Below are 20,422 nucleotides of genomic sequence, written 5' to 3' on the forward strand. Positions count from 1 at the left end.
ATTCGATATTACATTTTTATTTCAAGATTGAGACGAACCTCGAAGGAAAGCGCAAGCCCGACCCTCGCCGCGGACCTGCAACGAAACGGACCGCCATTATCGCCAGGCGTTCGAAACCTTTGCCCGGTCTTCCGCGTTGAAGGACCAAAGGGAGAACGCAGATGTCGATCCACTTCACCGTCTCGGACCTGACAAGAAACCTGTTTCACTCGCTGGGGCTGGATCAGCGCGCGCCAAGGCCTCTCAATCCCGAACAAAGCCTGTTGCTGGAATGCTATCTGGCCGGTCAGGTTCCGGAATCGGCCTGGAACGACTACGTCTTCGAAACGCCCGATCTTGCCCGGCATGCCGCGGCAAGGCGCAGTCACCATTGAGCCGGCGGCGGGTGCCTACTTGGGAGAGGCGAATTGCAACGTGAACACGTTGCCGGCGATGCCTTGCGCCAGTTTCGCTGAGAAAGTCAGGGGCAGACAATTCTGCAAGGCGGTCGTTGCGGCGTCGACAAAGGACTTCTTCGCCTTGGCATCGCCTTCCACCTTGATGGCTGTCGGCCTCGGTGGGCCGATCAGCGTGCCGTCCCGCTTGAAGCTGAAGCTCAAGGTGACGCTGGCGGTTCCCGCTCCCGCCGGCGGTGTCCAGCAAGCCTGGATCGCGGCCCCAACATCGTCCATCGTGTTGAGTTCAGTTGCACTTGACGCATGAACAGCGCCCGCCAGCATCACGCCCGCAACCGCAATCCGTCTCGCAACGCTTTTCATCGCCAGCCCTCATCTCACGCCTGACCACGGTCCATCTGGGACGCTCAATGGATGGTAGGGCCAACGTCGGCAATGGCAATATCTCTCGGCAAACTTGACGCCGAAAAAGCGACACCTGACTGGGCTTGCGCGGTCTGATCGCTGCTCGATCGCGCCTGGCGATAAAGCAATGCCGGTTAAGTGTGAAACGGTTTTCCCGGAAAGGCGCATAACGCTTTTCCCTTGGGAATTGCGTCGAACAAAGCGTGCGAAAAGCAAAAGGCCGGCATTGCGCCGACCTTTCCTATCGCTGCGACGTTCTGCGCCAGTACATCCGTGGTCGCGGGCCGAAAGCGAATTGCCTGCAGTAGACAGGGCCTTGGTTAACGAACCCTTAAGCTCAGGCCTTGGCCTGGGACTTCACATGGGCGATATAACCGCGCACGTCGCCGGCCGGCTCGCTATAGGCCTTGCCGAGCTTCTCCTCGATCGCCGCCACATAGTCCTTCGCCCATGTGGGCAAGGCATAGTCGATGACGGCCAGAAATTCGAGCGTCGCCGCCAGCCGGATATCGGCGATCGACGGATGCTTGCCGCCGATGAACGGCTTGCCGTCCCTGAAGAAGCTGTGAAACACTTCGAGCGGCTCGGCGATCGCGGTCATCGCCGCCTTCTGGGCTTCGGACTTCTTGTCGGGATGGGCGTCGCTGTGGCCGACCTCGCCGGCATAGTGCGGGAAGCCGAGCGCCGGATAGGTGGCGCGCGCCACATAGGGGTAGAGCGTGCCGATCAGGTAGAACATCGCACTGTCGACCATCGCCCGCTTGGCCGGCGCCTTCGGATAGAATTTCTCCAACCCGTGCTTGTTGGCGAGATACTGCATGATAGCGCAGCTTTCCCACAACACGCCTCTGGGCAGGCCCTTGTCCTCGATCATCGGTGTCAAATGGGCGGGATTTCGCGCCATGAACTCCGGCGAACGGGTGTGGCCCCAGGCATCGGTCTCGGCGTGGTCGAAACCCGCCGCGCGCGCAAACACCCGCACGGTCATGTTGTTGACGCTGGGCTTCAGCATGCTGAGCTTCAGCGCCGGCTTCTTGGCCGGCTTGGCCTTGGCCCTGGGCGCGGCTTTTGCCGTCGCCTTCACCGCAGGCTTGGCGGCCGCCTTGGCTTTTGGCTTTGCCGCAGCTTTCGCCGCCGGCTTGGCGGCAGCTTTGACCGCGGATTTCCCGGCAGTCTTCGTCGCTGTCTTGGCCATCTTGTTCCTCCCTCTGGTCTGTTCAGTATGGGTTCTTCGGCGCCCGATCGTCCGACAGGGTGGCACGGGAACGCTCTACGAGCGTCTGGATCGCATCGGCGAGATGCACTTCGGCGATGTTGTAGTCGCCGCGCCCGACCCGCAGCCTGTGCGCTTCCATCAGCACATCCGCATGGGTGAAGCCCGCCGGCGGTTCGAAGCGGTAGGACGCCAACTCGATCAGCAAGCCGAGCGGATCCTCGAAATAGATCGAATCCATGAAACCGCGATCCTTGACGCCGCTGTGCTTGATGCCGCGCTCGTCAAGCCGGGAGACCGCCTGCAGGAAGGTGACGCGCGACACCGAAAAGGCGATGTGGTGAACACAGCCCGGATCGGTCGGCGTGCGCCGCTTCTCCGGCGTCCGGCTCTCGTCGGTGAAGATAGTGATCAGCCGGCCGTCGCCGGGATCGAAATAGAGGTGGCTTTCCCTCGGCTTGTCGAGATTGGGCTGTTCGAAGATGAACGGCATGCCGAGCACGCCTTCCCAGAAATCGATAGAGGTCTGGCGCCCGGCGCCGACCAGCGTGATGTGATGGACGCCCTGCGATTGCAGCTTCTGCATTGGCCTTCCTCCCCCATGGATCAACTGGCCTTACGGACAGCGCGGCGTTCTGCGCGCCGCTGGAGCCGTACCCCAGGATCCATGATGTGATGCTAATGCAAACAGCTCCGCGGCGCCAGAAGCGACGAACGCGGTGACGCAACGGATAAAGCCGACTGATGGAAAGTGCGCCGTCCGCACTTCCGATGCCCGGCATCGGAAGCACGTACGCGCTGCGCTTTGGAGGCTGAGATCGGCGAATCCGGCCGATAGCCGACCGAATTGATGTACCGACTTACGAGCCGCTGCTGTTGACCGTAGTGCCGACGGTCGTGAAGATCCCGTTGAGCGAATTGCCAACCGCCCCGGCGCCGGTGATGATCGCGAGCGCGATGAGAGCCGCGATCAAGCCATACTCGATCGCGGTCGCGCCAGACTCGTCCCAAGCGAAACGACAAGCTATTTTCTGCATTTCAACCTCCTACAGCTACTAAAGCGAAAACTAATATTCGCCGTGAGTTGCGGGGACGTTAAGGTTCTCGGTTTCGCGTCCGTTAACATTTGCCAGACGAATGAAATAAAGGCCGGGTTGGTTGGTGCCACTGGGAGTTTTTAAGGCTGCGGCTACCTGTGCAGAGCGGGTTTCCCGGACGCCACAGTATCGAGGCTCCGCGACTTCAGAAACGAAATCGACGGCATCCTGCAAAGTTGTCGAAAACTTGGTACGCCCAAGGGGAATCGAACCCCTGTTCCCGCCGTGAGAGGGCGGTGTCCTGACCGCTAGACGATGGGCGCGTTCAAGAACCGGCGATATAGGCTGAGCGCTGGGAAAAAGCAACTGGGGTTAGGCCGCTTTCCCCGGTCGAGGAAAAGCCGGCCGTCAGCCTATCGTTTCGGTTCGATCAGATCCCAGAGATTGCCATGCAGATCGGCGAAAACCGCCACCGTGCCGTAGGGCTCGAAGCGCGGTGCTTCGCGGAATTCGACGCCTTTCTCCAGCATCGCCGCGTGGTCGCGGGCAAAGTCGTCGGTTTCCAGGAACAGGAAGACACGCCCGCCGGTCTGATTGCCGATACTTTTGCTTTGCGCCTCGTCGGAAGCCTCGGCCAGCAGCAGCCTGGCGCCCTGCCCGTTGGCCGGCGCCACTGTGACCCAGCGCTTGCCGCCGCCGAGATCGACATTTTCGACGAGCAGGAAACCCAGCCTCTCGACATACCAGGCAATCGCCTCGTCATAATTGGCGACGACCAGGGCGACCGTGGCGACGCGACGATGTTCGGCGAACCCGCTCATCCCCGAGGCTTGCTCATGGGCCTGCTGCCGTTCATCGTTGCGGCTCGGTCACTTGTTGCGGATCGCAAAGCGGCCGATCAGGCGTCGCTCAGTGATGTCGTAGACGAAGATCGTGCGGCTGCCGTCGGCAAGCTCGGCGTCGATCGAGACACGGTTGCCGGACAGCGACTGGCTGACCACCTTGGCCCCAACCGGCAGCACGATGTCGCCGCTGACCGGTTCGCCGGCGAGTGTCTGGATATCCCCGGCCAGCGGCGGGTTCGCCGGCGGTGCATTGCGCGCTTTGTAGACAAGGGCGCCGATCACCACCATAAGGGCGAGGAACAGCAGGCCGAGATTGATCCCGACGAAGCGGACGAGTTTCCTGCGCACCTTTTCGACCTCGGGGTCGAGCGGCTTATCCTGGTCTTCTTCGGCGATCGGGCTGGCCATGGCAAACAGTTCCGGAACGGTTTTTCAATGAGCGCTCATAACGAAGAGGCCCCTGAATTGATAGAGGCGGTACCGACCGTGCTGGTGGCGGATGCGGACGCGGCCGGTCAGCGCCTCGACCAGTGGCTGGCGGCAAGGCTTGGTCCGGACATGTCACGCAGCCGCGTGCAGATGCTGATCAGGCAAGGCGCGGTCTCGGTCGACGGCAAGCTGATCGATGAGACCAAGCGCAAGATGGCGCCGGGCGAAAGCGTATCGATTACCATGCCGGAGCCGGAGCCGGCGGAGCCGCAGGGCGAGAACATCGCACTCGATGTGCTTTATGAGGACGACGAGCTGATTGTCATCAACAAGCCGGCCGGGCTTGTCGTGCATCCCGGAGCGGGCAACTGGACCGGTACGCTGGTCAACGCGCTGATCCATCATTGCGGCGACAGCCTTTCCGGCATTGGCGGCGTGCGGCGGCCAGGCATCGTCCACCGCCTCGACAAGGAGACCAGCGGCGTCATGGTGGTCGCCAAGACTGACCGCGCCCACAAGTCACTCTCCGAGGCTTTCGCCGATCACGGCCTCACCGGCGATCTCGAACGTGCCTATCTGGCGCTGGTCTGGGGCATACCGCAGAGGCCGACCGGAAGGGTCGACGCGCCGCTCGGCCGCGCCGCCGACCGCGTGCGCCGTGCCGTGGTGCCGGAAGGACGCGACGACGCCCGCCATGCGGTCACCCACTTTGCCGTGCAGGAGCGCTTCGGCGAGAGCCAACAGGAGTTCGCCACGGCCAGCATGGTCGAATGCCGGCTGGAGACCGGCCGCACCCACCAGATCCGTGTCCACATGGCGCATATCGGTCATCCGGTGATCGGCGACCCCGATTATGGCCAGGCCTTCCGCACCAAGGCCAACCGGCTGCCGGAACCGCTGAAAAGCCAGGTCAAGGCATTTCCCCGGCAAGCTTTGCATGCCTGGCTCCTTGCATTTCGCCACCCCACTACCCATTTAACGATGAGGTTCGAGGCGCCGTTACCGAGGGACATGGAGGAACTCGTCGGCGGCTTCCGCAAACTCTGAACCCGTCACCGACAAGCCATCAAAAAACCTGACTGACATTGTTCACTTCACCGTGACACACTGTTTCGTGTTGAACAAATGCCTGTCTTTTCTGGTTTTGTTCCTGTATAAGATCCGATGTCGCGGGCGAGCCTTTTGGTGCTCGCGTCACATGCCCGCCGCGTTTCGGGGGCATCACTCCAATAGAGAGGGGGCGCTATCATGGCCCAGTCACTACCCAGTATCGTTTCCGGCGAAGGCGGCCTCAGCCGCTACCTGGAAGAAATCCGCCGCTTTCCCATGCTGCAGCCGCAGGAAGAGTACATGCTCGCCAAGCGTTATGCCGAGCATGAAGACACCTCCGCTGCGCACAAGCTCGTCACCAGCCACCTCAGGCTCGTCGCCAAGATCGCCATGGGCTATCGCGGCTATGGCCTGCCGATCGGCGAAGTGATCTCGGAAGGCAATGTCGGCCTGATGCAGGCCGTCAAGAAATTCGAACCCGAGCGCGGCTTCCGCCTCGCGACCTATGCCATGTGGTGGATCAAGGCCTCGATCCAGGAGTACATCCTGCGCTCGTGGAGCCTGGTCAAGATGGGCACGACCGCCAACCAGAAGCGCCTGTTCTTCAACCTGCGCAAGGTGAAGGGCAAGATCCAGGCGCTCGACGACGGCGACTTGAAGCCCGACCAGATCGCCGAGATCGCCACCAGGCTGAACGTTTCCGAAGCCGAAGTGGTGTCGATGAACCGCCGCCTGTCGGGCGATGCCTCGCTCAATGCCCCGATCCGGGCGAGCGAAGGTGAGTCCGGCGAGTGGCAGGACTGGCTGGTCGACGACCACGAAAGCCAGGAAGAGATGCTGATCGAGCAGGACGAGCTGGAAAACCGGCGCGGCATGCTGTCGGGCGCTCTTGCCGTGCTCAACGAGCGCGAGCGGCGCATCTTCGAGGCCCGTCGCCTCGCCGAGGAGCCGCTGACGCTGGAAGAGCTTTCGTCCGAATTCGACATCAGCCGCGAGCGCGTGCGCCAGATCGAGGTGCGCGCCTTCGAGAAGGTACAGGATGCGGTCAAGGCCGCCGCCAAGCGCCAGACCCAGGCGCTGCGCACTATTGAGGCGCAGCCCGCAGCCTAAAGCCGGCTAAAGGCCACAAGATCTAAAGGCGGCGCCAGGAAACTGGCGCCGCTTTTTTTCTTGTGTGGTTGGCGAAAGCGGAGACGACATCCGATCTCCCCCGCAAGGGGGGAGATTGCAGCTTCGCCGGCAGCGATCTCTCAAAGCCCATCCAGCGGAAACTTCAGGTACCGCCGGCCATTCGCTTCGGGTTCGGGCAGCCTCCCGCCATTCATGTTGACCTGCAGCGCATGCAGGATCAGCCTCGGCATCGGCAGCGTCCTGTCGCGCGCTTCGCGCAGGGCGACGAACTCGGCCTCGCTGCGGACGGCGGCAAGATGGGTGTTGGTCGCCTTCTGTATGGCGACCGTGCTTTCCCACAAGGGTTCGCGGCCGCCGGCCTGATAGTCATGACCGACGAACAGCCGCATCTCGTCCGGCAACGCCAGTATGTCCTGGATCGAGCGCCAGAGCCGCGCGGCACTGCCGCCGGGAAAGTCCGTCCTCGCTGTGCCGCTGTCGGGCATGAACAGCGTGTCGTGGACGAAGGCGGCATCGCCGATCACATAGGTGATCGACGCCAGCGTATGGCCGGGCGAGAACAGCACCTTGACCGGAAGCGTGCCGACCGTGAAGGTTTCGCCTTCACCAAACAGCCTGTCCCACTGCGAACCGTCGGCGGGAAAATCCGGCCAGTTGTAGATCGCCTTCCACAAATTCTGGACGTCGACGACCCTGTCGCCGATCGCTGTCGGCGCTCCGGTCTTCTCCCTCAGATAGTGCGCCGCCGAGAAATGATCGGCGTGCGGATGGGTGTCGAGGATCCATTCGACGCTCAGCCCCTGCTCGCTGACGAAGTCGAGCAGGATATCGGCATTCGTCGTTGCCGTAGCACCGGATTTCTCGTCGAAATCGAGAATCGGATCGATGATGGCGCAGCGTTTCGTCGCCTGGTCGGCGACGACATACTGGATGGCCCCGGTCGGCTTGTCGTAGAAGCCGCTGACCTGCGGCCTGGCCAAAGCTACGTCCAATTCTGGCTTCCCCAACTCTCGGTCGTCAGGAATGATTTTCTCTGACGACACCCGAGAGGAGCATGGTTGTCCGCTCGGGTGAGCCAGTCAAGTATCATTTCGCTCGCGGCGACAGGAAAGCCAAAAACTGTTCCGAGGAGCGGTCAGGCAGAGGGCTGCTTGGTCTTCCGCAGATACGGCAGGATGGTCTCATAAGCGCCGAAGCGGTTGATCGCGTCCTCGTTGGAGACGGCAGCGGTGATGATGACGTCCTCGCCCTGCTTCCAGTTTGCCGGCGTCGCCACCTGATGCTTGGCGGTCAGCTGCATGGAATCGACCGCACGCAGGATCTCATCGAAGTTGCGGCCCGTGGTCATCGGGTAGGTCAGCACCAGCTTGATCTTCTTGTCCGGTCCGATGACATAGACCGAGCGCACCGTGGCATTGTCGGCCGGCGTGCGGCCTTCCGACGTCTCGCCGGCACCGCCCGGCAGCATGTCGTAGAGCTTGGCGACCTTGAGGTCCTTGTCGCCGATCAGCGGGTAGTTCACCGAATGGCCGGTCGCCGTCTTGATGTCGTCCTGCCACTTGCCGTGGCTTTCGACCGGATCGACCGAAATGCCGATGATCTTGACGTTGCGCTTCTTGAATTCGCCTTCGAGCCCCGCCATCGTGCCAAGCTCGGTCGTGCAGACCGGCGTGAAATTCTTGGGATGACTGAACAGGATCGCCCATCCGTCCCCGATCCAGTCGTGGAATTTGATCGTCCCTTGCGTGGTCTCGGCGGTAAAATCCGGCGCAATGTCGTTGATACGAAGGCTCATGATACATCTCCCCTGTAAACGGAACCCGTCGGCAGCGAGGAACGACAAGCGGCAACCCGTGCCGCCATCGAGCTGCCCCGCCCGGGCATCGTTGCATCTTAGCGCAAAAATCGTGACTGCAAGATAATATGAAACTCTTGTCGGCGGCACGCGAGCATTTTTATGCTGCCGAATGCTCGGCACGCGGATGAGAGCCTGTTGAGCTGGACAGGAGAGATCCTGCCTCAGCTCTTGTTGACCGCCATTGTCACAGTCAGGTCTTCCATGCGCTGTGCCAGCGCGCTGAGCGCGTTGGTCAGCACGCTATCGCTCTTGTCGGCCTTGGTCAGAGCCTCGTCGCGGGTCTTGCGCAAGGTCAGCACTTCGCTTTCCATGCCCTTGACGCGTTTTTGCAACTCCGAGAGTTCATCCATCACCATGATGCCGGCCATCACGGTCAGCCGCTGATCGCCGATCTCGCCGAATGAATCCTTCAGGTGCGAAACATAGCGGTCGAAGCGCTCGGCAAGGTCGATCAGATGCTCTTCCTGGCCCTCGTCGCAGGCCATGCGATACTGCTTGCCGTCGATTGAAACCGTGACCTGTGCCATCGGGCCAGCTCCTATCTGTCCAACACGGCGCGGATGGTTTCCATGGCAGTCACCAAACGTCGCGAGACTTCCTTGTTGGCATCTTCCAGCCGTTCGGCGCGCGCTTCGGAATTATCGAGTTCCTGCGCCAGCCGCGAGCGATCGGCATTCATCCGCTGCACCTCGGCCTCGGCTTCGGAGTAGTCGCGTTCATGCTCGAGCTTGGCCGCGACGGCGTTTTCCAGCCCCTCGATGGCCTTGCCCAGCCTCGCGATGACTTCCTTGAGTGTGGCTTCCCCGGTCATGGCCTTCGTCCTGTGCCCTGCCCATCACCGAATCGTTCACGTTCAGAACGCGTTATCCCTGAAACATTAGGCACCGGGTGAAGGCAACGTCAACAAAGCTCTCGCGACTGTCCCCCGCTAACGCTAATGTAGGTCCGCCGCCGGCATCACAAGACCGGCAAATATGCACCCGATTTGTTGACTAAAAGCCCGCGCCTGCTATGTGTCGCGCACCCTTTTCAAGGGCTCTCCCAAGCCCCCAAACCCCCACTTCTGGAGGAACCATGACGTCGCGTGAACAACATGACCGGATGGCCAATGCGATCCGCTTTCTCTCCATGGACGCCGTCGAGAAGGCAAACTCCGGCCATCCCGGCCTGCCCATGGGCTGCGCCGACATCGCCACGGTGCTGTTCACGAAGTTCCTGAAATATGATCCGAAGGCCCCCCATTGGCCCGACCGGGATCGCTTCATCCTGTCGGCCGGCCACGGTTCGATGCTGCTCTATTCGCTGCTGCACCTGACCGGCTACGAGGACATGACGATCGACCAGATCAAGCATTTCCGCCAGTTGGGCTCGAAGACCGCCGGCCATCCCGAATACGGCCATGCCACCGGCATAGAGACGACCACCGGCCCGCTCGGCCAGGGTCTGGCCAATTCGGTCGGCTTCGCGCTCGGCGAGCGCATCATGAACGCAGCCTTCGGCAACGACCTCGTCGACCATTACACCTACGTACTGGCCGGTGACGGCTGCCTGATGGAAGGTGTTTCCCAGGAAGCCATCGCGCTTGCCGGCCATCTCAAGCTCAACAAGCTGATCGTCTTCTGGGACAACAACAACATCTCGATCGACGGCCCGGTCTCGCTTGCCGACAACACCGACCAGGTCGCCCGCTTCCAGGCCTCGGGCTGGAACGCCAGCCACATCGACGGCACCGACCCGGAAGCCATCGCCTATGCCATCGAAGCCGCTCGTCACTCCGACAAGCCGACGATGATCGCCTGCAAGACGACCATCGGCTTCGGCGCTCCAACCAAGGCCGGCACCAACAAGGCGCACGGTTCGCCGCTCGGCGCCGACGAGATCGCCGGTGCGCGCAAATTCTTCAACTGGGACTCGCCGCCCTTCGAGATTCCGGCCGACATCCTTGACGCATGGCGCGCCGCCGGTAAAACCGGCGCCAAGCCGCGCACCGACTGGGAGGGACGTCTGGCCAAGGCCGAGCCCAAGTTGAAGGCCGAGTTCGAACGCCGCCTCGCCGGCAAGCTGCCGTCGAATTTCGACGCCGTCATCGCCGACTACAAGAAGAAGCTGTCGGCCGACAAGCCGAAGGTCGCCACCCGCAAATCCTCGGAAATGGCGCTGGAGGTCATCAACGGCGCCGTGCCGGAAACCATAAGCGGCTCCGCCGACCTGACCGGCTCCAACAACACCAAGACCAGCCAGACCAAGAACATTACGCCCGACGATTACGGCCAGCGTTATGTCCACTACGGCATTCGCGAACATGGCATGGCGGCCGCCATCAATGGCTTGACGCTGCATGGCGGCCTCATCGCCTATGGCGGCACCTTCCTGTGCTTCTCCGATTATGCCCGCCCGTCAATGCGTCTTGCTTCGCTGATGGGCATCCGCTCGATCTTCGTCATGACCCATGATTCCATCGGTCTGGGCGAAGACGGCCCGACCCACCAGCCGGTCGAGCATCTGGCGGCATTGCGCGCGATCCCCAACCACAATGTCTTCCGCCCGGCCGACGCGGTCGAAACCGCGGAATGCTGGCAGATCGCCCTGGAGTCGGAAAAGACGCCGTCGACCTTGGCGCTGACCCGCCAGAACCTGCCGACGGTGCGCACCGAATTCACGGCCAAGAACCTCAGCAGCCAGGGAGCCTATGAGCTGGCCGCCGCCAGCGGCGAGGCGGCGATAACGATCTTCGCCACCGGCTCCGAGGTCGAGATCGCACTTGGCGCGCGCGAGCTGTTGGAAAAGCACGGCCATCCGGCCCGCGTCGTCTCGGTTCCCTGCTTCGAACTGTTCGACCAGCAGAGCGACGACTACCGCAAGAAGACGATCGGCAATGCGCCGATCAAGATGGCGATCGAAGCCGGCATCCGCCAGGGATGGGATCATCTGATCGGCTCCGACGGCATCTTCGTCGGCATGACCGGCTTCGGCGCGTCGGGCACGATCGAGCAACTCTATCCGCATTTCGGCATTACCGCCGAGGCCGCGGCCAAGGCGGCGGAAGCCCGCCTGCACGCCAAGTAAGATTCCGGGCCAGTTCGGCGAAACCGCGAAAACGGCTTCGCCGGGCTGGCTCGACTTAATCGATTTAAATCCACGCCAGTGCGGCTGGATTCTTTCTGCTTCCGCCGCTATGAAACTGCAGACCCCTCGTCCGCCCTCCAACTCCCAGGGAGAGAATTATGACCGTCAGAGTTGCCATCAACGGATTTGGCCGCATCGGCCGCAACATCCTGCGCGCTATCCATGAATCCGGCCGCAAGGACATCGACGTCGTCGCCGTCAACGACCTCGGCCCAGTCGAGACCAATGCGCACCTCTTGCGCTATGACAGCGTGCACGGCCGCTTCCCGCATGAAGTCTCGGTATCCGGCGACCAGATCACCGTCGGCAAGGAGACGTTCAAGGTCACCGCGATCAAGGACCCGACGCAGTTGCCGTGGAAGGAACTCGGCATCGACATCGCGCTCGAATGCACCGGCATCTTCACCGCCCGCGACAAGGCAGCGGCACACCTGACCGCCGGCGCCAAGCGCGTCGTCGTTTCGGCCCCTGCCGAAGGCGCCGACCTCACCGTGGTCTACGGCATCAACCACGACCAGTTGACCAAGGATCATATCGTCATCTCGAATGCCTCGTGCACCACCAACTGCCTGGCGCCGCTGGCAGCCGTGCTGCACGAAACGGTCGGCATCGAAAAAGGCATGATGACGACGATCCACTCCTACACCGGCGACCAGCCGACGCTGGACACCATGCACAAGGATCTCTACCGCGCCCGCGCCGCCGCGCTGTCGCAGATCCCGACCTCGACCGGTGCCGCCAAGGCGATCGGCCTGGTGCTGCCCGACCTCAAGGGCAAGCTCGACGGCATCTCGATCCGCGTGCCGACCCCGAACGTCTCGGTCGTCGATTTCAAGTTCATCGCCAAGCGGTCGACCACGGTGCAGGAGATCAACGAAGCGGTGATCGCCGCCTCCAACGGCAAGCTCAAGGGCATTCTCGGCGTCACCCATCACCCGAACGTGTCGATCGACTTCAACCACGATCCGCGCTCCTCGATCATGGCGCTCGACCAGACCAAGGTGATGGACGGCAACTTCGTATCGGTGCTGTCCTGGTACGACAATGAATGGGGTTTCTCCAACCGCATGGGCGACACATCGGTCGCCTTCGGCAAGACCATCGCCTGATCACAAAGCTCTCTTTTCGAGACTTGGAACGCCCGGCTTTGCCCGGGCGTTTTTCATGAGCGCAGCTTGCGCCTTCCCAAATTGTGTCCCGGGCGCCAAAACATCCGAAAATCAGCGGCATAGGCCAAAAAGCCACCCTGCCGCCTTGCACTGGTCACGTCTTCGCCCCACTCTCTCGCAAAGCAGGAGACAGACGAATTTGAGGGGCTGATTTCAGGATGGAGCATGCGATCTATCTCGTCACGCTGGTCGGCACAGCGCTTGTCGTCGCCGCCGCGTTTTCGAGCCTGATCGCCTTCCGCTTCGGCGCCCCTCTTCTGCTCCTGTTCCTCTGCATTGGCCTCGCCACCGGCACCGACGGTCTCGGCATCCAGTTCGACAATGCCCGCATCGCCTATTTTGCCGGCTCACTGGCGCTGGCCGTCATCCTGTTCGATTCCGGCTTCGGCACGCCGCTCAACGCCTTGCGGCAGGCAGCCGGCCCGGCGTTGTCGCTGGCGACCTTCGGCGTAATTCTGACCACCGGCCTGTTCGGCGCCGCCGCCCACTATCTGCTCGACCTCACCTGGCTGGAATCCTTCCTGCTCGGCGCCGCAGTCGCCTCCACCGATGCGGCCGCCGTGTTCTTCCTGCTGCGTGCCGGCGAGATCAATCTGCGCGAACGCGTGCGCTCGACGCTCGAGGTGGAATCCGGCACCAATGACCCCATCGCCATTTTCCTGACCATCACGCTGGTCGAGATCATCGCCGCTCATGCCAATCCCGAGACCAACGTCCTGGTCACCAGCCTTTTCCTCGGCTTCCTGCTCAACATGGGCCTTGGCGCTGTCGTCGGCGTGCTCGGCGGCCTCGCCATCGTGCGTCTCGTCGACCGGCTCAATCTCGACCATGGCCTGCTGCCGATCTTCGTGCTGACCTTGTCGTTGATGGTCTTTGCCGCCGCCGGCGCCATTGGCGGCTCGGGCTTCCTGGCGGTCTATATCGCCGGCCTCATCTCGGGCAATTCCGATATCCGCGCCGTCACCATCCTCAAGCGCTTCCAGGACGGCATGTCATGGCTGGCACAGATCATCATGTTCCTCATCCTCGGCCTGTTCGCAACGCCCTCGCAATTCCCGGCGATCATGGTGCCGGCGGTGCTGCTCGGCCTGTTCCTGATGTTCGTGGCGCGGCCGGTCGCCGTCTGGCTCTGCCTGATCCCGTTCCGCATGCCGCGCCCCGAAGTCGCCTTTGTCTCGTGGGTCGGCCTGCGCGGCGCGGTGTCGATCCTGCTTGCCATCACCCCGCTGCTCGGCGGGCTGGAAAATGGCCGTGTCATCTTCAACACCGCCTTCATCATCGTTCTGGTTTCGCTGGTCATCCAGGGCTGGACGGTCGGACCGCTGGCGCGCCGCCTCGGTTTGATCGTGCCGGCGCGGCTCGGACCGCTGGACAAGGTCGAGCTGGAATTGCCGGGTTCGGCCCATCACGAGCTTCTCGCCTATCGCGTCGCACCCGGCAGCCCGGTGGCGCGCGGCGAGCGCATCCCACGCTGGGCGCGACCCTCGCTGGTGCTGCGTGACGGCCGTTCGATGCGCTTCCAGGACATGGGCCGGCTCGCCGCCGGCGACCAGGTCTACATTTTCGTCCCGGATCGCTATCCGCGCCTGCTCGACAAGCTGTTCGCCAGCCGTGCCGTGGTCGATCCCGAAGATGCCGATTTCTTCGGCGCCTTCGCCGTCGATCCAGCGCGCCCCGCCGCCGAACTGGAAGCAGCCTATACGCCGGGCCTGACCGAAGCGGAGCAAAAGCTCACCGTTGGAGCGCTGGTCACGGCGCGGCTCGGCGGCCATGCCGAATATGCCGACCGCGTCCTGCTCGGCCCGATAGAACTGATCGTCCGCGACGTCGACGACAAGGGGAAGATCATAGGCCTCGGCCTGTCGTTCGAGCCGACCGCGCCGGTGGCGCGGGTGCCGGTCTTCCTCAGCGCCGGAGAAATCGGCGACCGTCTTTCCGCCTTCATCCGCAATTGGCGCAAGCCGACCGAGGCGCAGGCGGACGAGGCGCGGGCGGACGAGGCGCGGGCGGACGAGAAACCGGCCCCGGAGCCAGCGCCGGAAAAGGCAGCAACCGAAAGCTGATAAACCCGCTATTGAGCGCTGCCATTCATCCGCCCGCCAGTGCAAGATCGTGCCCACTTCAAAATTTCGGTTCGAGCGCGCCCTAAGCCTTGCATCGTCGCCGATGCGGGGTATGGTCCCCCGGTTTTTCGCGAAAGGAACCCGCATGGCCGCCTTCAAGACACTCGACGATATCGGCAACATCAGCGGCAAGCGCGTGCTGGTGCGCGTCGACCTCAACGTGCCTGTCACTGAGGGCAAAGTCACCGACGCCACCCGCATCGAACGCATCGCACCGACCATCGCCGAGCTATCGGCCAAGGGCGCCAAGGTCATCCTGCTCGCCCATTTCGGCCGACCCAAGGATGGGCCTTCGCCCGAATTCTCGCTGGAGCCGATCGCCAAAGCCACGGCAGAAGTGCTCGGCCGCCCCGTCGGTTTCGCCTCGGATTGCGTCGGCGACACGGCCGGAAGCGCTGTCGCCGCCATGAACAAGGGCGACGTGCTGCTGCTCGAAAACACTCGCTTCTACAAGGCCGAAGAAAAGAATGACCCGGCCTTCACCGAAAAACTCGCCGCCAATGGCGATATCTTCGTCAACGACGCCTTCTCGGCCGCGCACCGCGCGCATTCTTCGACCGAGGGACTGGCGCATCTGTTGCCGGCTTTTGCCGGCCGCACCATGCAAGCCGAGCTTGAGGCGCTGGAGAAAGGTCTGGGAAAACCGGTCCGTCCGGTCGTCGCCATTGTCGGCGGCGCCAAGGTCTCGACCAAGATCGATCTGTTGATGAACCTGGTGAAGAAGGTCGACGCGCTGGTCATCGGCGGCGGCATGGCCAACACCTTCCTCGCCGCGCGCGGCACCGATGTCGGCAAATCGCTGTGCGAGCATGATCTCGCCTCAACCGCCAAGCAGATCATGATCGAGGCGGCCGAGGCCGGCTGCGCCATCATCCTGCCGGTCGACGGCGTCGTCGCCAGGGAGTTCAAGGCGGGCGCGGCCTGCGAGACCGTCGCCATCTCCGATGTGCCGGCCGACGGGATGATCCTCGATGTCGGCGCCAAAACCGTGACGACCATCGGCGAATGGATCGACCGCGCCGCGACACTGGTCTGGAACGGCCCGCTCGGCGCCTTCGAGATCGCGCCCTTCGATCATGCGACGGTGGCGGCTGCCAAGCACGCGGCGTCGCGCACCAAGGAAGGCAAGCTGGTCTCGGTTGCAGGCGGTGGCGATACGGTCGCGGCGCTCAACCACGCCGGCGTCGCCGACGACTTCACCTATGTCTCGACCGCCGGCGGCGCCTTCCTGGAGTGGATGGAAGGCAAGCCGCTGCCCGGCGTCGATGTGTTGAAGCGCTGAGGCTCCGAGGCGATCAACACTCGGAGAGCGAACAAGGCCGCCCGAGGCTTCAATCGATTCGAGCTTTCCGATGCCATTCCTTTGGCGGTAGACTTCCGTTAAGCGCGGAACAACCGTTTCAGGAGAAGCAACAATGAGCGAACGTCTCGAAGACATTGCCGCTGCGATCGTCGCCGATGGCAAGGGCCTGCTGGCCGCCGACGAAAGTTCCGGCACCATCAAGAAGCGCTTCGACGTCATCGGCGTCGAATCGACCGCCGACAGCCGCCGCGACTACCGCGAGATGATGTTCCGCACCAGGGAGGCGATGACCCGCTACATTTCCGGTGTCATCCTCTATGACGAGACGATCCGCCAGAAGGCCGCCGACGGCACGCCGCTGGTCGACATCATCAAGGCCGCCGGCGCCATCCCCGGCATCAAGGTCGATGCCGGCGCCAAGCCGCTGGCCAGGTTTCCCGGCGACACCGTCACCGAAGGCCTCGATGGCCTGCGCGAACGGCTTGCCGACTACTACAAGCTCGGCGCCCGCTTCGCCAAATGGCGCGCGGTGATCGACATCGATATCGCCAAGGGCGTCCCTTCGGCGACCTCGATCGGCTCCAACGCTCATGCGCTCGCCCGCTATGCCGCCCTCTGCCAGGAAGCCGGCATCGTGCCGATCGTCGAACCGGAGGTGCTGATGGACGGCGCCCACGACATCGACACTTGTTACGACATCTCGAAGGCAACGCTGACCAAGCTCTATGACGAGCTCCATGCGGCGCGCGTCGTGCTGGAAGGCACCATCCTGAAGCCCAACATGGTGCTGGCCGGCAGGAAATCGGGCAAGGTGAGCAGCCCCGAAGAAGTCGCCGAAAAAACCATAAAACTGTTCCGCGAGACAGTGCCGGCAGCGGTGCCGGGCATCGCCTTCCTTTCCGGCGGCCAGGAAGACGAAGAGGCGACCGCCAATCTCAACGCCATCAACGCCATCGGGCCGCACCCGTGGAAGCTGACCTTCTCCTATGGTCGCGCGCTGCAGGCCGCGCCACAGAAAGCCTGGAGCGGCAAAGCCTCGAACGTTGCCGCCGGCCAGGCCGCCTTCACCCATCGCGCCCACATGAACCATCTGGCAGCGCTCGGAAAATGGAAGGCGAGCCTGGAACAGGCCGCCTGATCACAGTCCTTTCTTCTTCCTTCGAACCCGGGCCGATGCGCCCGGGTTTTTTGTTTGTGACTTGCAGGGCTTGGGGCGGAGCCTCTCCGTCCTTATTTCCTCTCCGGCGATGTCGGATTGCGCCCATCCCCAACGTCCTTGGGATGACATTCAGGGAGAGGTTCATGCATCGCAACAAGATCGTTTCGCGCGAAGACTGGTTCCAGGCGCACAAGGCACATCTGGCGCGCGAGAAGGAACTGACGCGGTTTCGCGAGCGGATCGCCGCGGAACGGCGTGAACTGCCCTGGCTGAAGATCAGGAAAGACTATGTCTTCGAGACCGAACAAGGGCCAAACAGACTGACCGACCTGTTTGGCACTAACAGCCAGCTGATCGTCTATCACTTCATGTTCGGGCCGGGCTGCACCCATCATTGCGAGGGCTGCTCATTCCTTGCCGACCATATCGACGGCGCCAATCAGCATCTGCGGCATCACGACGTGTCGCTGGTCGTGGTTTCGCGCGCTCCACTGGCGGAACTTCTGCCTTACAAGCAGCGCATGGGCTGGAAGTTCGACTGGGTGTCGTCCTATGCCTCGGATTTCAACTTCGACATGCAGGTCTCCTTCACCGACAAGCAGATCGCCGACGGCTGCACCACCTACAATTTCGAGACCCGTCCACGGACATCGAAGGAGCTTCCCGGCACCAGCGTCTTCTACAGGGACGAGGCCGGCGACATCTTCCTGACCTTCATGTCGCGCGCCCGCGGCGGCGAGGCGCAGATCGGCGCCTACGACTATCTCGACATGACGCCGAAGGGCCGCAACGAGAACGGCCCCTATCACGGCCTGATGGATTGGGTGCGGCTGCACGATGAATATCAGGGCAAGCAGGCGGGGCAGGCAAGTTGCTGCGATTGAAGATCGTTCCCGTCGGCCAAAACATGCGCTAAGGCTGCCGCTGATCGTTTAACGGTACTGCCATGCGCTTCCCGGCCCTACTCACCTGGCTCGCCTTCCCGGTCTATATCTGGCAGGGCCTCGGCGTGCGACGCCGCACCACGCGCATGCTGCCGGCGCAAGGGCCGGTCATGCACGAAATATCAGGCGCAGCACCGGCAATCTCGCTTCTGGTGCTGGGCGATTCCTCCGCCGCTTCGGTCGGCATCGGCAATTCGGAAGACGGACTTGCCGCGCAACTCGCCGTGCTGATTTCACAAAGCACCGGCCGCGCCGTGCGCTGGCGGGCGGCCGGCTTCAATTCGGCAACGTCCGGCCAGATCCGCGACCATGTGCTGCCCAATCTGTCGGCCGATCCGTGGACGCATATCGTGCTGGCCATCGGCACCAACGACACCAAGAATTTTCACTCCGTGCCGCGCTTCAAGAAGGAGTTCGGTGGCCTGCTCTACGGCCTGCGCGCCAAATGGCCGGAAGCGCGCGTGGTGTGGTCGCCGGTGCTGGAGTTCACGCGGGCGCCAGCCATGCCGCCGCTGCTCGGAAAGATCCTTGAGATCCGCGCCACCGACATGAACCGGATGGGCGAACGCCTTTGCCTGGAGCGCGGCGCGGTGCCGGCGCCGCGCCTGCCGATCACCAATCCGGAAGCCGGCTTTGCCTCGGACGGCTTTCACGCCTCGGAAGCAGGCTACCGGGCCTGGGCCGAGCATCTGGTCGGCCCGGTGCTTGGCCATTGAGCAGCGACGACAAGTGCCGTCCTACGTCAAATGCCCGAGCACGGCCGCCAGTGAAATCGCGGCCATGGCGAGCAGTGCCAGCTTCCAGAAATCACCGCGTCGCTTGAGGCCTGGCCAGCCAAGCGGCTTGATCAGTTGAATGACCATGAAACCGACGATGACAAGGGCGAGGAATTTCGTCATGCCGCCTTTGACCAGCAACGCGCCCGGCTGTCAAAGCACGTCGTTCATTGCCTGAGAAAGAACGGACGCCGAGATCCCGAACCGGAACGCGGCGCCCTTTGACCGGCAAACGATCTACTTCAGCGGCTTGAGGCCAGCCTCGATCGAAGCGCGCTTCGGTTCGAGGAATGGCGGCAGGGCGAGGCTTTCCCCCAGCGTTTCCAGCGGCTCGTCGGCGGTGAACCCCGGACCGTCGGTTGCGATCTCGAACAGGATGCCGTTCGGCTCGCGGAAGTAGAGCGAACGGAAATAATAGCGCTCGACCTCGCCGCTCGACGGCAGCCGGAACTCGGCCAGCCGCGCCGTCCATTGATGCAGCGTTTCCTGGTCCGGCGCCCTGAAGGCAACATGGTGAACCGCACCGGCACCTTGCCGTGCCGGCGCCAGTCCAGGCTGCACCAGGACATGCAGCTCCGCCGCCGGCCCGCCCTCGCCCATTTCGAAGACGTGAACCTGGCCCTCCGGCGAGGCATAGTCGCGCGCCTTGCGCATGTTCATCACCGTGGTCACCACCGCCTCGGTGTTGGTGATGTCGGGAACGCTGATGACGATCGGCCCGAGCCCGCGGATCTGGTGCTCGGCCGGTACCGGGCTTTGCGCCCAGGGATGGCTGCCGCCCTTGCCGCCATCGCTGACCAGGCGCAGACGCTGGCCCTCGGGATCTTCGAAGTCCAGTGACGCATAACCGCCGATGTCGGCGATCTCTCCTGTTGCCAAGCCTTCGTCGGTCAAGTGTTGCTTCCACCAGGCAAGGCTCTCCTGGCTGCCGACCCTGAGGCTGGTCCGCACGATGCTGTGCGTGCCGCGCCGCTCGCGGCCGACCGGCCAGTCGAAGAAGGTAAGGTCGGTGCCCGGTGTCGCTTCGCCGTCGGCATAGAAGAGGTGGTAGGCCGAGGTGTCGTCCTGGTTTACGGTCTTCTTGACCAGCCGCAGACCCAGCACCTTCGTATAAAAATGAAGATTGCCAGGCGCATTGGCGGTGATGGCGGTCAGATGGTGGATACCTGTCAGTTGCAAGCTCATCGTCGTCTCCCTGCTGTTGGGGAACAATTTTCTCCCTCCATATCAGAACTGCGGCCACCCCGCTGAAGGCCGCGTATTCCGACAGTCCGTCGCCGGAAACTGAACAGCGGCGCCCAGAGCACGTCTTCGCTATGAACAATCGGAAGTCGCGAACCTGCCTTTTGGCACCGTTCGATGCGGCGAAAAGCGATGCCTTGCCTGCGGTGCGCGCACTGGTCGCAACTATCGTCTCGCGCCTGACATCCTCCTGACAGACTGCTGTCAGGAGGGGTAT

22 protein-coding genes and 1 tRNA gene are annotated in these 20,422 nt (G+C 62.8%); 10 read left to right on the forward strand and 13 right to left on the reverse strand.

Going from position 1 to position 20,422, the window contains the following annotated elements:
• Window positions 1-161 precede the first annotated feature (161 nt).
• Window positions 162-374: a hypothetical protein gene (locus A4R29_RS26430; protein ID WP_013529263.1), complete on the forward strand. Its 213-nt coding sequence runs from the start codon at window positions 162-164 to the stop codon at window positions 372-374.
• 15 nt (window positions 375-389) lie between these two features.
• Here A4R29_RS26430 and A4R29_RS26435 read toward each other — a convergent pair whose 3' ends face one another.
• From A4R29_RS26435 to A4R29_RS26465, 7 genes are all read right to left on the reverse strand, one after another.
• A complete protein-coding gene (locus A4R29_RS26435) occupies window positions 390-758 on the reverse strand; it encodes a hypothetical protein (RefSeq protein ID WP_063173200.1) in 369 nt (122 codons plus the stop codon).
• 379 nt (window positions 759-1,137) lie between these two features.
• Entirely contained in the window at window positions 1,138-1,995 is an 858-nt protein-coding gene (locus A4R29_RS26440; protein ID WP_063173201.1) for a glutathione S-transferase family protein, read from the reverse strand.
• A gap of 22 nt (window positions 1,996-2,017) precedes the next feature.
• Window positions 2,018-2,599 (reverse strand): VOC family protein, encoded by a 582-nt coding sequence (locus tag A4R29_RS26445; RefSeq protein ID WP_013529260.1) that lies wholly within the window; start codon window positions 2,597-2,599, stop codon window positions 2,018-2,020.
• Window positions 2,600-2,873: 274 nt separating this feature from the next.
• Window positions 2,874-3,050, reverse strand: coding sequence for a Flp family type IVb pilin (locus tag A4R29_RS26450; protein WP_013529259.1), 177 nt, complete (start codon window positions 3,048-3,050; stop codon window positions 2,874-2,876).
• A gap of 248 nt (window positions 3,051-3,298) precedes the next feature.
• Window positions 3,299-3,373 (reverse strand) — tRNA-Glu (locus A4R29_RS26455).
• A gap of 90 nt (window positions 3,374-3,463) precedes the next feature.
• Window positions 3,464-3,871, reverse strand: coding sequence for a VOC family protein (locus tag A4R29_RS26460; RefSeq protein ID WP_023810974.1), 408 nt, complete (start codon window positions 3,869-3,871; stop codon window positions 3,464-3,466).
• A 48-nt stretch (window positions 3,872-3,919) separates the two neighbouring features.
• Complete coding sequence (locus A4R29_RS26465) at window positions 3,920-4,303, reverse strand: hypothetical protein (protein WP_063173202.1); 384 nt, start codon at window positions 4,301-4,303, stop codon at window positions 3,920-3,922.
• Between the two features lie 27 nt (window positions 4,304-4,330).
• Between A4R29_RS26465 and A4R29_RS26470 the strand changes: the two genes are divergently transcribed.
• A complete protein-coding gene (locus tag A4R29_RS26470; protein WP_027163164.1) occupies window positions 4,331-5,371 on the forward strand; it encodes an RluA family pseudouridine synthase in 1,041 nt (346 codons plus the stop codon).
• Between the two features lie 201 nt (window positions 5,372-5,572).
• On the forward strand, window positions 5,573-6,484 hold the full coding sequence (gene rpoH, locus A4R29_RS26475) for an RNA polymerase sigma factor RpoH (protein WP_013529255.1): 912 nt from the start codon (window positions 5,573-5,575) through the stop codon (window positions 6,482-6,484).
• A gap of 140 nt (window positions 6,485-6,624) precedes the next feature.
• Here rpoH and A4R29_RS26480 read toward each other — a convergent pair whose 3' ends face one another.
• From A4R29_RS26480 to A4R29_RS26495, 4 genes are all read right to left on the reverse strand, one after another.
• Window positions 6,625-7,497, reverse strand: a complete 873-nt coding sequence (locus A4R29_RS26480) for an MBL fold metallo-hydrolase (protein WP_063173203.1) — start codon at window positions 7,495-7,497, stop codon at window positions 6,625-6,627.
• 143 nt (window positions 7,498-7,640) lie between these two features.
• Window positions 7,641-8,300: a peroxiredoxin gene (locus A4R29_RS26485; RefSeq protein WP_063173204.1), complete on the reverse strand. Its 660-nt coding sequence runs from the start codon at window positions 8,298-8,300 to the stop codon at window positions 7,641-7,643.
• A 224-nt stretch (window positions 8,301-8,524) separates the two neighbouring features.
• Complete coding sequence (locus A4R29_RS26490; protein WP_013529252.1) at window positions 8,525-8,890, reverse strand: cell division protein ZapA; 366 nt, start codon at window positions 8,888-8,890, stop codon at window positions 8,525-8,527.
• 11 nt (window positions 8,891-8,901) lie between these two features.
• On the reverse strand, window positions 8,902-9,174 hold the full coding sequence (locus A4R29_RS26495) for a DUF4164 domain-containing protein (RefSeq protein ID WP_013529251.1): 273 nt from the start codon (window positions 9,172-9,174) through the stop codon (window positions 8,902-8,904).
• Window positions 9,175-9,437: 263 nt separating this feature from the next.
• Here A4R29_RS26495 and tkt point away from each other — a divergent pair, with 263 nt between their 5' ends.
• The 7 genes from tkt (at window position 9,438) to A4R29_RS26530 (ending at window position 18,903) form a co-directional block, all read left to right on the forward strand.
• Window positions 9,438-11,429, forward strand: coding sequence for a transketolase (gene tkt / locus A4R29_RS26500; protein ID WP_063173205.1), 1,992 nt, complete (start codon window positions 9,438-9,440; stop codon window positions 11,427-11,429).
• Between the two features lie 158 nt (window positions 11,430-11,587).
• Window positions 11,588-12,598 (forward strand): type I glyceraldehyde-3-phosphate dehydrogenase, encoded by a 1,011-nt coding sequence (gap, locus tag A4R29_RS26505; protein WP_063173206.1) that lies wholly within the window; start codon window positions 11,588-11,590, stop codon window positions 12,596-12,598.
• A 218-nt stretch (window positions 12,599-12,816) separates the two neighbouring features.
• Window positions 12,817-14,721 (forward strand): potassium/proton antiporter, encoded by a 1,905-nt coding sequence (locus A4R29_RS26510; RefSeq protein WP_024502996.1) that lies wholly within the window; start codon window positions 12,817-12,819, stop codon window positions 14,719-14,721.
• A 145-nt stretch (window positions 14,722-14,866) separates the two neighbouring features.
• On the forward strand, window positions 14,867-16,063 hold the full coding sequence (locus A4R29_RS26515; RefSeq protein ID WP_013529247.1) for a phosphoglycerate kinase: 1,197 nt from the start codon (window positions 14,867-14,869) through the stop codon (window positions 16,061-16,063).
• 133 nt (window positions 16,064-16,196) lie between these two features.
• Window positions 16,197-17,222 carry a class I fructose-bisphosphate aldolase gene (locus tag A4R29_RS26520; protein WP_063173207.1) on the forward strand — a complete coding sequence of 342 codons (1,026 nt, stop codon included), beginning with the start codon at window positions 16,197-16,199 and terminating at the stop codon, window positions 17,220-17,222.
• A gap of 164 nt (window positions 17,223-17,386) precedes the next feature.
• Window positions 17,387-18,127, forward strand: coding sequence for a DUF899 domain-containing protein (locus tag A4R29_RS26525; protein WP_063173208.1), 741 nt, complete (start codon window positions 17,387-17,389; stop codon window positions 18,125-18,127).
• 62 nt (window positions 18,128-18,189) lie between these two features.
• On the forward strand, window positions 18,190-18,903 hold the full coding sequence (locus A4R29_RS26530) for an SGNH/GDSL hydrolase family protein (RefSeq protein WP_063173209.1): 714 nt from the start codon (window positions 18,190-18,192) through the stop codon (window positions 18,901-18,903).
• Window positions 18,904-18,924: 21 nt separating this feature from the next.
• Here A4R29_RS26530 and A4R29_RS26535 read toward each other — a convergent pair whose 3' ends face one another.
• Together A4R29_RS26535 and A4R29_RS26540 are read right to left on the reverse strand one after the other, a co-directional pair.
• Window positions 18,925-19,086 carry a hypothetical protein gene (locus A4R29_RS26535; protein ID WP_023810961.1) on the reverse strand — a complete coding sequence of 54 codons (162 nt, stop codon included), beginning with the start codon at window positions 19,084-19,086 and terminating at the stop codon, window positions 18,925-18,927.
• A 114-nt stretch (window positions 19,087-19,200) separates the two neighbouring features.
• Window positions 19,201-20,148 (reverse strand): ring-cleaving dioxygenase, encoded by a 948-nt coding sequence (locus A4R29_RS26540; RefSeq protein ID WP_027037111.1) that lies wholly within the window; start codon window positions 20,146-20,148, stop codon window positions 19,201-19,203.
• Window positions 20,149-20,422: the final 274 nt, after the last annotated feature.

The organism is Mesorhizobium ciceri biovar biserrulae, from assembly GCF_001618845.1.
GTDB classification, from domain to species: Bacteria; Pseudomonadota; Alphaproteobacteria; order Rhizobiales; family Rhizobiaceae; genus Mesorhizobium; species Mesorhizobium ciceri.